The 12,457-nt window shown below is 53.7% G+C and carries 10 protein-coding genes; 4 read left to right on the top strand and 6 right to left on the bottom strand.

All coding sequences use genetic code 11. From position 1 onward, the window contains the following. Positions 1 to 12 precede the first annotated feature (12 nt). From torC to ACVB80_RS04565, 4 genes are all read left to right on the top strand, one after another. Positions 13 to 1,197 (top strand): pentaheme c-type cytochrome TorC, encoded by a 1,185-nt coding sequence (gene torC / locus ACVB80_RS04580; RefSeq protein WP_481080091.1) that lies wholly within the window; start codon positions 13 to 15, stop codon positions 1,195 to 1,197. 17 nt (positions 1,198 to 1,214) lie between these two features. Beyond that, on the top strand, positions 1,215 to 3,677 hold the full coding sequence (gene torA / locus ACVB80_RS04575; RefSeq protein ID WP_481080090.1) for a trimethylamine-N-oxide reductase TorA: 2,463 nt from the start codon (positions 1,215 to 1,217) through the stop codon (positions 3,675 to 3,677). Positions 3,678 to 3,823: 146 nt separating this feature from the next. After that, positions 3,824 to 4,729 carry a manganese-dependent inorganic pyrophosphatase gene (locus ACVB80_RS04570; protein ID WP_481080089.1) on the top strand — a complete coding sequence of 302 codons (906 nt, stop codon included), beginning with the start codon at positions 3,824 to 3,826 and terminating at the stop codon, positions 4,727 to 4,729. Positions 4,730 to 4,840: 111 nt separating this feature from the next. Next, on the top strand, positions 4,841 to 6,364 hold the full coding sequence (locus ACVB80_RS04565; RefSeq protein WP_481080088.1) for an EAL domain-containing protein: 1,524 nt from the start codon (positions 4,841 to 4,843) through the stop codon (positions 6,362 to 6,364). A gap of 1 nt (position 6,365) precedes the next feature. Here the strand turns inward: ACVB80_RS04565 and ACVB80_RS04560 are convergent, their stop codons facing one another. The 6 genes from ACVB80_RS04560 to sapA are packed head-to-tail and all read right to left on the bottom strand — an operon-like array spanning position 6,366 to position 12,393. Then, entirely contained in the window at positions 6,366 to 7,151 is a 786-nt protein-coding gene (locus ACVB80_RS04560; protein WP_481080087.1) for a DUF2927 domain-containing protein, read from the bottom strand. Between the two features lie 11 nt (positions 7,152 to 7,162). Then, a complete protein-coding gene (locus ACVB80_RS04555) occupies positions 7,163 to 7,945 on the bottom strand; it encodes a peptide ABC transporter ATP-binding protein (protein ID WP_481080086.1) in 783 nt (260 codons plus the stop codon). After that, positions 7,942 to 8,937, bottom strand: coding sequence for a peptide ABC transporter ATP-binding protein (locus ACVB80_RS04550; protein WP_481080085.1), 996 nt, complete (start codon positions 8,935 to 8,937; stop codon positions 7,942 to 7,944). Before ACVB80_RS04550 ends, ACVB80_RS04555 begins: the two co-directional genes overlap by 4 nt. Further along, positions 8,938 to 9,825 (bottom strand): putrescine export ABC transporter permease SapC, encoded by an 888-nt coding sequence (sapC, locus tag ACVB80_RS04545; RefSeq protein WP_481080084.1) that lies wholly within the window; start codon positions 9,823 to 9,825, stop codon positions 8,938 to 8,940. It abuts the gene before it with no gap. Beyond that, positions 9,812 to 10,774, bottom strand: coding sequence for an ABC transporter permease (locus tag ACVB80_RS04540; RefSeq protein ID WP_481080083.1), 963 nt, complete (start codon positions 10,772 to 10,774; stop codon positions 9,812 to 9,814). Before ACVB80_RS04540 ends, sapC begins: the two co-directional genes overlap by 14 nt. Next, positions 10,774 to 12,393: an ABC transporter substrate-binding protein SapA gene (sapA, locus tag ACVB80_RS04535; protein WP_481080082.1), complete on the bottom strand. Its 1,620-nt coding sequence runs from the start codon at positions 12,391 to 12,393 to the stop codon at positions 10,774 to 10,776. The genes ACVB80_RS04540 and sapA overlap by 1 nt, the downstream gene beginning before the upstream one ends. Positions 12,394 to 12,457: the final 64 nt, after the last annotated feature.

Below are 12,457 nucleotides of genomic sequence, written 5' to 3'. Positions count from 1 at the left end.
GAGAACAAATCTATGAAATCCCTGATTATTAAAATTTGGCGCACTATGACCCGTCCGGCGGTACATATCAGCCTGGGTGTATTGACCCTCGGCGGATTTGTCGCCGGTGTGATCTTCTGGGGCGGCTTTAATACCGCACTGGAAGCGACCAATACTGAAGAGTTCTGTGTCAGCTGTCACACCATGCGTGACAACGTGTACCAGGAACTGCAGCATACCGTTCACTGGAAGAACAACTCCGGTGTTCGTGCGACCTGTCCTGACTGTCACGTTCCTCACAACTGGACCGATAAGATTGCCCGTAAGATGCAGGCGTCTAAAGAGGTGTTTGCTCAGATCTTCGGTAACTATGATGAAGAAGGCGCATTTGAAAAACGCCGTGTTGAGCTGGCCAAGCATGAGTGGGACCGCTTCTCGGCCAACAAATCCCTTGAGTGTAAGAACTGTCACAACTACGACTCGATGGATTTTGAAAAGATGCGCCCAACCGCCCGTATTCAGATGAAGCAGGCAGCCGAGCGCGATCAGAGCTGTCTGGACTGTCACAAAGGTATTGCTCACAAACTGCCTGAAAACATGGACAGCTCCGGCGGCATGATTGGCGAGCTTGAGCAACTGGCTTCGGGCACCGATTACGCTTCAGGCCAGATGCTGACCAGCGTACGTCATCTGCCAATCTATGAAGATAAAGCACTGACCGTTGAAGCGGGTCTGCTGAATCCGGCGTCGACTGTGAAAGTTGTGGACGAGAGCGGCGATGCAGTTCAGGTAGAGATCTCCGGCTGGCGTAAAGCGAAAGGCTTTGGCCGTGTTATCCAGGAAGATTTCGGTATGAACATCGCGGTAGGTTCTCTGCTTAAAGATACCGCTATCAACCCGGATATGGTTCAGACCTTTGAAACCAAAGAAGACGAGCTGACTGGTCTGCCATGGCAGCGTGTAACTACCAAACTGTGGCTGAAAAAAGAAGCCATGCTGAACGATGTGACTCCTATCTGGGACAAAGCGCGTGAAGCGTACCAGACCAACTGTTCAGTTTGTCACACTCAGCCTGACGAAGCGCACTTCAGTGCGAACGGCTGGCCAGGTATGTTTAACGGCATGCTGGCGTTTGTAAACTTCGACACCGACAGTGAAGCCCTGGTGCTGAAGTACCTGCAGAAACACTCTTCAGATTTTGCTGAAGGCCACCACTAAGAGACGGAGTATAAAAAATGGCAATTACACGAAGAAGTTTTCTTAAAGGTGTAGCAACAACAAGTGCGGCGTCTGTGATTGGCCCAAGCCTGTTGACTTCTGCTGCGGCAAACGCTGCTGAAACCACCGGTACCTGGAAAGTCTCCGGCTCACACTGGGGCGCATTCCGCGCCCACGTGTACGCGGGTAAAGTTCAGGAGATCAAACCGCTTGAGATGGACAGCCATCCGACCGATATGATCAACGGTGTGAAAGGTATTCTTTACAGCCCGTCCCGCGTGCGTTATCCGATGGTGCGCCTGGACTGGCTGAAAAAACACAAATACGCTGCGGAGAGCCGTGGTAACAACCGCTTTATGCGCGTGACCTGGGATGAGGCGTTAGACCTTTTCTACCGTGAACTGGAGCGTGTTCAGAAAGATTACGGCCCATGGGCACTGCACGCAGGCCAGACCGGCTGGCGTCAGACTGGTCAGTTCCACAGCTGTACCAGCCACATGCAGCGCGCGGTGGGTATGCACGGCAACTTCATTACCAAAGTTGGTGACTACTCGACCGGTGCCGGTCAGACCATCATGCCTTACGTGCTGGGTTCGACCGAAGTGTACGCTCAGGGTACTTCCTGGTCTGAAATCCTGAAAAACAGTGACAACATCGTACTGTGGGCGACCGACCCGGTTAAGAACCTGCAGGTAGGCTGGAACTGTGCTACTCACGAAGCGTATCCATTCCTGGATCAGCTGAAAGAGAAAGTGGCCAAGGGCGAAATCAACGTCCTGTCGGTTGACCCGGTGAAGAACAAGACCCAGCGTTTCCTGGGTAACGATCACCTTTACATCAACCCACAGACCGACGTTGCCTTTATGCTGGCGGTCGCGCACGTGCTGTACAACGAAGATCTGTACGACAAAGAGTTTATCAAGACTTACTGTCTGGGCTTTGATGCGTTCATCAAGTACGTTCAGGGCGAGAGCAAAGACAAGATTGAGAAAACCCCTGAGTGGGCAGAAGAGATCTGTGGCGTTAAAGCGGACAAGATCCGTGAATTCGCCCGTATGCTGGTTAACGGCCGTACCCAGCTTCTGTTTGGCTGGTGTATCCAGCGTCAGGAGCACGGTGAGCAGCCGTACTGGGCGGGCGCGGTTATCGCAGCCATGGTTGGCCAGATTGGTCTGCCAGGCGGTGGTATCTCTTATGGTCACCACTACTCAGGCATCGGTGTGCCTTCAACCGGTTTTGCGGCGCCTGGTGGCTTCCCGCGTAACCTGGATCAGGGCATGAAGCCGAAGTGGGACAACAACGACTTTAACGGTTACAGCCGCACCATCCCTGTGGCGCGCTGGATCGACTGTCTGCTTGAGCCGGGCAAAGAGATCCGCTACAACGGCAGCAAAGTTAAACTGCCTGCGTACAAGATGATGGTTATCTCGGGTAACAACCCGTGGCACCACCACCAGGACCGCAACCGGATGAAGAAAGCGTTCAAGCAGCTTCAGACCGTTGTTACCATCGACTTCGCGTGGACCGCGAGCTGCCGCTTCTCAGACATCGTGCTGCCGGCGTGTACTCAGTGGGAACGTAACGATATCGACGTAATGGGCTCATACTCTGGCCGTGGCCTGCTGGCGATGCAAAAGCTGGTAGACCCACTGTTCCAGTCCCGTACTGACTTTGACATCTTCACCGAGCTGACCCGTCGCTTCGGCCGTCATAAAGAGTACACCCGCGGTATGGACGAGATGGAGTGGGTACGCTCACTGTACGCAGACTGTCGCAACGCAAACAAAGGTAAGTTCGATATGCCTGAGTTTGATGAGTTCTGGGAAAAAGGCGTACTGGACTTTGGTACCGGTAAGCCATGGGTTCGCCATGAGGCGTTCCGTAAAGACCCTGAAATCAATGCTCTGGGTACTCCATCAGGCTTTATCGAAATCTCCAGCCGTACTATCGGCCGTATGGGTTACGAGCACTGTCAGGACCACCCTATGTGGTTTGAGAAGACAGAACGTTCACACGGTGGCCCGGGTTCAGATAAATACCCGTTCTGGCTGCAGTCGTGTCACCCGGACAAACGTCTGCACTCTCAGATGTGTGAGTCAGAAGAGTACCGCGCTACTTATGCGGTGAAAGGTCGTGAGCCGGTGTACATCAACCCGAAAGATGCCAAAGCAAAAGGCATTAAAGACGGTGACCTGGTACGCGTATTTAACGGCCGTGGTCAGCTTCTGGCAGGTGCAGTGCTGACAGACAGCTACCCACGCGGCGTTATCCGTATCGAAGAAGGCGCATGGTATGGCCCGCTCAACGAGAAAGAGGGTGCAATCTGTACCTACGGTGATCCGAATACCCTGACGCTGGATATCGGCTCTTCAGAGCTGGCTCAGGCGACTTCGGCTAACACCTGTATCGTGGACTTCGAGAAGTTCCGCGGTAAGGTGCCACCGGTGACGTCATTCGGCGGCCCGATCGAAGTCAGTTAAGCTTAACTCTCCATAAAAAAAGCACTTTTGCCCGCAGGAAACTGCGGGCTTTTTTACGATTGGAGAAAGGGGTAAAATCAGGTAAAGTATCCCGATCACAGAAACAGCGGCCCGAGAGGCCGTAATGAATAGGTATAGGAAGCAAAATGATTCTAGTAGTTGGTCATAAGAACCCGGATAGTGACAGCGTATGTAGCGCACTGGTAGCCACTGAGCTGCTGAAAGCGCGTGGCCTGGAAGCAAAAGCAATTTGCCAGGGTGAACTTAACCGTGAAACACGACATATTCTTGAAACTGCAGGTGTTGACCAGCCAGAGCTGCGTACCAGCGTAGCGGGTGAGAAAGTATGGCTGGTGGATTACACTGACCTGTCTCAGGCACCGGATGACATCGGCGAAGCAGAAATCCTGGGTATTGTTGACCACCACCGTCTGGGTGATGTGATGACAGTAAACCCACTGGAAGCGTGGATCTGGCCGGTAGGCTGTACCTGTACCATTCTGTTTAACCTGTTCAAGATGGAAGGCACTGAAATCACCAAGCCTCTGGCGACTCTGATGATGTCTGCAATCCTGTCTGACACCGTTGGCTTTGCTTCTCCGACCTGTACTGAGAAAGATAAAGACGCTGTAGCTGAGCTGGCTGAAATCGCTGGTGTTGCTGACCTGGACGCGTTCATCAAAGATCTGCTGATCGCAAAAACCAACATCGAAGGCCTGTCTGCTGCTGAACTGGTAGAGAAAGACCTGAAAGCATACCCGTTCAATGAGCGTGAAGTAGTAGTAGGTCAGGTTGAGCTGGCAACCCTTGAGCAGGTTGACGGCATGATCGATGCGCTGGAAGCAGACCTTGAGAAGCGCTGCAACGAGCAGGGCCTGGCTCTGGCTGCAGTAATGCTGACTGACATCACTACCGCACAGACCCGTCTGCTGTTTAAAGGCGAGTGGGCTGAGAAGCTGGTTAAGCACGAAAAAGACGGCATGCTGATGATGGAAAACACCCTGAGCCGTAAGAAGCAGGGCTGGCCTTGGCTGCAGACCGAACTGGCCTAATCTCTCATTTATAGAATGCATTTCTGACGCCCGCTTGACGGGCGTTTTTTATGTCTGCTGTACTATTGCTATCTTTTTCATACAGCTCATCTATAGCATAAGGCGTAGGCAATGCGAGCAAGATTCTCCACAGCGACAACACTTCTTATCTCATCAGCCTTTATGCTGGCTTTGTCCGTTGCGCTATGGCCTGTGCTTGACAGTTACCTGATATCTGATGTTCTGAAAGAGCTAAGAGTTAAAGCCGAACAAACGGACCTTAATCGTACCGAGGAAATCGAGGAACTGCTGACCGGTATGAATGCTCAGGCTGTCAGTGAGTGTACCCCGGCCAACCGGCAACGGCTGGAAAATATCGAGCTGTTTTCTTCGGTGGCCAAAGATGTTGGCTGGTTTGACGACCAGGGGCATGGTTGTTCCGGGATGCTGCCGGAGATGGAGATTAAAGTACTGGGCCAGGAACCGCTCGACCTGCCGGGACTTAGCCTGTACAGCCTGGAAGAGCGGAAATCTCAGCGGGCGTTTCTGGCTGTCGGTTTGAAAACGGAGACGGTGACCTATTTTGCTGAACCAGACCTCGCTATCGTCTCACGACGGATGCATAAGATGTGTGAAAACGGCTGTATCCGCGTTGAGCTTTCTTCTCCTTCTCTTTATCAGGCTTATGTCATTGGTGATGAAAGCCTGACAATGGATCTCTACGCAGTGCGCAGTCACTTTACTCTTCCAGGCTCAAAAATCAGTATGACCAGCTGGTTGTCGAGAGAGTATATCGCCAGCCTCTCTTCTGAAGTGATGCAGTATTATGTTTTGCTCTGTCTTGCGACCGGCGGTTCGGTAATTTTGCTGATATGGGGCTTTCTGCATCTCACATCCAGCCGAAAGGCGCTGATTAAAAAAGCCATTCGCCAGGGCCAGTTTATCCCTTTTTATCAGCCAATCATCGACCGGAGCAGCGGCAAAGTTGTTTCCAGTGAAGTGCTTATCCGCTGGAAAAAGAAAGGTCAGCTGATCCCTCCTGGTGAGTTTATTCCCTACCTGGAGTCTTCCGATCTGATTGTGGATGTGACGCATCAGCTTATCGGGCAGGCGCTGAAAGATATCGGAAGCGTTGATTCAGTGGCAGTCAGTATTAATCTGACGCCAAGGTTGCTGGAGTGTCGCTCATTTGTTGCTAAGGCGCTGAAAAGTATAGAAAAAAGTGGCGTCGATCCAAGCCGGATTGGCTTTGAAATCACCGAGCGTCAGCCGATATCGGATGTCGAAAGTGCTAAAGCCAATATCGACAGACTGCGTGAGCTTGGGATCACGATAAAAATCGACGATGCCGGAACGGGCTACGGTGGTTTCAGCTATTTTCAGCAGTTGCCGATCGACTTTATTAAAATTGACCGGATGTTTGTCACCAGCATCGGCTGCAGTGATGCCAAAACCCTGGTGGTGGATGAGATCATTAAGTTTGCCACTAACATTGGTGTGCGTATTATCGCCGAAGGGGTAGAAGAACCACAGCAGGCAGATTACCTGCTGGAACGCGGAGTGTATCTTCAGCAGGGTTTCCTGTTTGCCAGACCAATGCCGTGGGAGGAGTTCTGCAGCAGCCTGATCGACTCCTCCTCAGAAGGACAGAGCTGACTCAGCGATACCCCATCAGTTGATACAGCTCCCCTTTAAGCACTTCCCGGTTGATGTTGTCTATGGTGCCGTCAAACAGGTAGCCAAGCAGCAGCTCCTCAATGACCGGCTCTGCTTCTTCGCGGGTCATACCTGCTTTTATTTCAGGTGCGTAGAGCAACTTGAGCAGCAGCGCATCGAGCGGGGAAAGCAGGTCTTCAGGGGAGTGGTCATTGAAGATGGATGGGTAGACTTTGTCTGAGTCGTTGGGCAGGCCCATTATCTGCGTCATCTCTTCTACCACACAGGCGAGCAGCTTGCCGTGGTCGCGGGCCTGGTCAACAGGTATCACGATATTGGCATTCACCAGCTCATAGTTGAGGTTGGTGGCAAAGTTCGCCATACACAGCGATGATCGGGTATGCGCCAGCGAGCTTTCTCCCATCACTTCTTTGACTACTGACTCCCACTCTGACTGACGGGTATAGACCCAATGCACATTACTCTCTTCCTGACTGCTGACCAGGTTTATCGGGTGGCCGGTGAGTGCCTGAAGGTGGTCGATGTGCATTTGGGCCAGCTCTGTGTGCAGCTGCTGGTCAGCCACCCTGTGGTCGAGGAAGACGTTAATGGGCTGACGCCACTTGCGGACCCGTTGCTGGCGGGTCTCATATTCATTGTGCAGGGCGATTTCCAGGAAAGACTGGCGGATGTATTCCGGATCCTGCCAGCGCGGCGCAGCAGGCCTTGCGGGCAGGGAAGTAAGGAGCAGTGTGGCAGCAAGCCAGTGCGTCAGTCCTTTGAGCATGGCCGGCCTTTTCAGCGGTTGCTGGTGGTGTTGAAGTGGCTCTCCACCAGTCTTTGGGTAATGGCGTGCTGCGGGTTTGCCATCACCTCCAGGGTTTCGCCGCATTCCACTACATCACCTTCGTGCATCACAATGATTTTATCCGTGATGTGTTTGATGATCCCAAGGTGCTGGGAGACATACACAAACGAGAGTCCCATCTCTTCCTGAAGCTCCAGGAACAGGTTGATGATCTGCGAGCGCATCGCCATATCCAGACCGTTGAGCGCTTCATCGGCCACGATAATCGAAGGCTGAAGAATAAGGGCACGCGCCAGACATACCCGCTGTTTCTGGCCGGTCGCCAGCATCTGCGGATAGAAGTAAGCGTGCTCCGGCAGCAGGCCGACCCGGCACAGGGTATCTTTCACCCTTTTGCGTCGTGCTTCCGGGGGCATGTTGGTGTTTCGTTTGAGCGGACCTTCCAGGATCCGGCCTATCTGAATACGCGGATTGAGCGAGGTGTTCGGGTCCTGGAAAATCATCCGGATCAGCTTACAACGGGTCTCATAATCTTTGTAATCGAGCAGCTCACCGTTCACCCGGATTTCACCGTCACTTGGCTCGATAACACCGGCCAGCATGCGGGCAAGGGTCGATTTTCCCGAGCCGTTCTGGCCGATAAATCCAATAGTCTGACCTGCTTCCAGGGTGAAGCTGACCGGTTTGACCGCTTCTTTCACCGTTTTCTTAAACAGGCCTGAGCGGCTGACAAAGCGCTTGCTCAGACCGTTGACTTCAAGCAGGGCACTCATGCTTTTTTCTCCATATTCAGCGGGAAGTGGCAGCTGAATTTGTGGTCTTTAATCTTCTTCGAACGTGGTGCTTCCACGCACTGACGCTGGGCATACGGACAACGCGGCCCCAGGCGGCAGCCAATCGGCAGGTGATCCAGCGGCGGGATAGCACCGGGCAGGGCTTCCAGCTTGGATTTGTGTGCCACCCATTGGCTGAAGTCCGGCATTGCCTGCAGCAGAGCAACGGTGTAAGGGTGTTTGGGCACTTCCATGATCTGTTTGGTTGCTGCAGATTCTACCGACTGACCACAGTACATAACGGTGATACGGTCGGCCCACTGGGTAATGGTGGTCAGGTCGTGACCGATCAGCAAAATGGTAGTGTTGTTGATCTGATTCATCCGGCTCAGCAGACGCAGGATCTGCGACTGGGTGATCGGATCGAGATCGTTGGTTGGCTCATCGGCGATCAGGACTTTTGGTTTGGTAGCGATCGCCATGGCAATCATTACTTTCTGGCACTCGCCATCAGTCAGCTGATACGGATAAGCTTTCATCACCCGTTTATGATCTTTGATGCCCACTTTGTGTAAAAGCGCGACAGCCTGTTCACGGCGCCATTTCCAGCGCTGCCACCAGCGACCTTCAAAAGCGCCAGGCGGAATGGATTCTGCCAGCTGCTGACCTACTTCTTCAGACGGGTCCAGACAGGTAGACGGCTCCTGGAAAATCATCGCGATGTCGCGGGCGATCACCCGGCGACGCTCTTTGGCAGTCAGCTGCAGCAGGTCGATATTACCAAGACGCAGGCGGTCAGCGGTGACGCGCATGTTGTCTTTGGTAATGCCCAGAATCGCTTTGGCGACCAGGCTTTTACCCGAGCCGGACTCACCCACCAGGCCGCGGATTTCCCCTTCGCTGATGGTCAGGCTCATACGATCGACGGCTTTCACCATACCCTGCGGGGTATCGATTTCGATCGTCATGTGGCGTATATCAAGAATTGGCATTTATTCGATCCCCGCATTCAGAGCGCGGCGGGTTCCTTCGCCAACAAGGTTGATAACGATGATGGTGAACATGATCACCAGACCCGGCAGGGTCACTGTCCACGGTGCTACATAGATAAGCTCTACAGAGTCACCCAGGATCGCGCCCCACTCGGTGCTCGGAGCCTGAGCGCCCAGGCCGAGGAAGCCCAGCGCGGTAATATCAAGAATGGCGATGGTCAGGGCCATGGTCAGCTCAGCAGCCATCACCGGCAGGATATTGGGGAAGATGGAGTTCCACAGCAGGTAGAAGTTGTTTGCCCCGTCCAGACGCGCTGCCATGATGTAGTCTTTTTCTACCTCGGCGTGAACCGCCACGTAGATTGAGCGGACAAAGCGCGGAATAAGCGCCAGACAGATCGCCAGCAGAATATTGAACTCACCAAAGCCCAGGAAGGCGACAAAGATGATCGCCAGCAGCAGTGACGGAATAGACATCACGGTATCAAGCAGGTGGTTCAGCGTACTCGACAGCAGGCCCCGGGTCATCCCCGCCAGAATGCCGATAACACCACCCACCAGGGCTGCGATAAGGGTAATGATGATGGCCGCACCGAGTGTCAGGCGTGAGCCTTCAAGCAGGCGTGAGAGAATATCCCGGCCAAGGTCATCGGTGCCAAGGAAGTACTCGACCGTACCCTGAGGGTCCCACGATGGTGGCAGAAGCAGGTGACTGGTTTGCAGCTGCGGATCATGCGGAAGCAGCCACGGAGCCAGCAGGGTCAGAAGCAGCAGGATGCCAAGACACCACAGGCCAAACATGGCCAGGGTGTTGGCCCGGTAACTGCGCCAGAAAAGGTTAAACTGGCCCGGGATCTGCTCTTCCTGGTAAACGTTATCGGACAGCATACCACTCCTTTCTCACCAGCGGGTTGGCGATAGCGCCAATCAAATCAGACAAAATATTCGCAATCAGTACAAAGGTCGCCACCACCATAACACCGGCCTGAATGGCTACGTAGTTCTGGCTGGCCAGCGCATCGAGCAGCCAGCGGCCAATGCCCGGCCAGTTGAAAATCGATTCGGTCAGGACGGCGAAGGTCAGCATACTGGAGAGCTGAACGCCGAACTTTGGAATGATGGGCGGCAGGGCGTTACGGATTACGTGTTCGATGATGATTTCGTATTTGGACAGACCGTTAATTTTGGCTGCACGAATGTAGTTTTGCTGCATCACTTCTGCAACGGAGGTACGCATCAGCGCGATGATCTGGGTGGTTGGTGCCAGCGCCAGAACCATACACGGCAGGGCCAGGTGCTCCAGTACGCTCTGCAGAGCCTGGGCGCGCAGCGGCTTTTCAGACATCAGGGCGTCAACGATGGCAATACCGGTGACGTGATCGATCTGGTAGAGCAGATCGTAGCGGCCTGATACAGGGAACCAGCCAAGATTGAGCGAGAAGAACATGATCAGCAGCAGCGCCACCCAGAACAGTGGAGCAGAGTAGCCGGCCATGGAGACAAACGAAATCAGGGTGTCGATCCACTTACCCTGGCGGGTACCGGCCAGAGTGCCAAGTGGCAGGCCAATCAGCAGGGCGATCATAAAGGCGAAGAAGCACAGCTCAAACGTCGCCGGGAAGACCACCATAATGTCATTCCAGATTGGCTCGCCATACTGGTTCAGGCCAAAGTTGAGCTGGCTGATGTTTGCCAGGTAGTTCAGCCAGCCGGTGAAAAACGCGGGCTCAGCAGCGCTGACTGCGGGATCAAGCCGCAGAATACTGTATCCCACCATTGTCAGGATCAGCAGGGTGATCACAAACAGGTTAAGTCGACGAATAATGTAAACCAGCATTACTGCTTCCTTTCTACATTGTGGAACGAGCGGGCGTTAAACGGGCTCAGCTCAAATCCGGTCAGGGACTTGTGGTTGGCCTGGTATTGAGTGCCGTGTGCCAGCGGGATCACCGGCATCTCCTCATTGAGCAGGTTTTGTGCCTGACGGTAGAGGTTGAGCCGGTAACGTGGCTGATTGGTTTCCCGCGACAGGTCGAGCAGGAAGTCGAAGTCGTCGTTACACCACATGGAGACGTTAAGCCCGGCACGCTCTGCACCGCACGAAAGCAGCGGACGCAGGAAGTTGTCCGGGTCTCCGGTATCGGCCAGCCAGCCGGTGAGAACCATATCCAGATCGCTGTGTCTGGTCAGTTCGGTTCTGGCGAAGCGGTCATCGGTGTAGAGATTCAGTGTTACCCCGATCTCGGCAAAACTGCTCTGGATAAGCTCGGCGGTTTTCATCGGGCTTGGGTTATAAGGTTTGGGATCCAGCGGCACCCACATGGAAAGCTCCAGGCCTTTTTCAAAACCGGCTTCACGAAGCAGCGCTCTGGCGTAATCCGCGTCATAGCGGATCTGAATGCTGTCTTTCTGGTAAGCCCAGGAAGAAGGCGGCAGCAGGGTATAGGCGATAGCACCGGTGCCGTAGTAAACCGAGTCCAGAATGAGCTGACGGTTAATGGCCAGATTCAGCGCTTTGCGTACACGCTGATCGTTGAGCGCAGGGTGCGAAGTGTTCAGTGCGATAAAGGCAACATTCATCGCCGGCTTGGCGTGCAACACCAGATCCTGGTCATCGGCGATCACCGGCAACTGACTGGAGACCGGGGAGGAGAGCACATCACACTCGTTGCGCAGCAGTTTCGCAAGGGTGCCGGTCCCACGGGTTGAAATGTCAAACACCACCTGGCTCATTTTAGGCGTGCCCTGCCAGTAACTGACATGGCGTTTAAGGCGGATAAGGTCTCCAACCTGATACTCATCAAACATAAACGGGCCGCTGCCGACCGGGTGATTGTCCAGCTGAAGTTTGTCATCAATCAGCTGCAGTTTACGCGCGTACTCTGCTGAATGGATCACAGCATACGGTGTAGATATATTGGGCAGAAAACTGTTGTCCGGCCGTTTCAGGGTAAAGGTAACCTGGTAGGGACCGGTTACCTTTACGTCCTTAACCAGGCCTGCGAAGTCGATGGCATCAAAGAAGGGGTAGCGTCCCGGGCCGACAAGGTGATAAGGGTGGTCCGGGTTGATGATGCGCATAAAGCTGAACACCACATCATCGGCATTCAGGTCGCGGCTCGGGCTAAACCATGGCGTGGTGTGAAACTTCACCCCTTTACGCAGGTTAAAGGTGTAAACCGTACCGGATTTGTCCATTTCCCAGCTGGTGACCAGACTTCCAACCGGTTTGTGGGTTTCCGGATCCAGGGTAAACAGGGTGTTGAACAGCTGACGGCTGAGCGCATCAGAGGTTATCCCGGTTTCGGCCTGCTGCGGGTTAAACGTTTTCGGATTGATTTGACCACAAAAAACAAAGCCGCTTTTGCGGACCTTGCTGTGATCGATTTCATCACTGCAGCCACTGACCACCAGTGAGGCGAGCAGCGTGAGCGTTATCTGTAGTATCGCTTTCATGTGAAAGTGTGCTTTGGTGAAAAACGAGGTGAAACAAGGCATTTCCTGAAACCTCTTGATCCGG

The organism is Vibrio sp. 9-16B-A1 (assembly GCF_056726165.1).
Note: the sequence above shows the minus strand (reverse complement) of the source record. Positions and strands in the feature narration are given on the sequence as shown.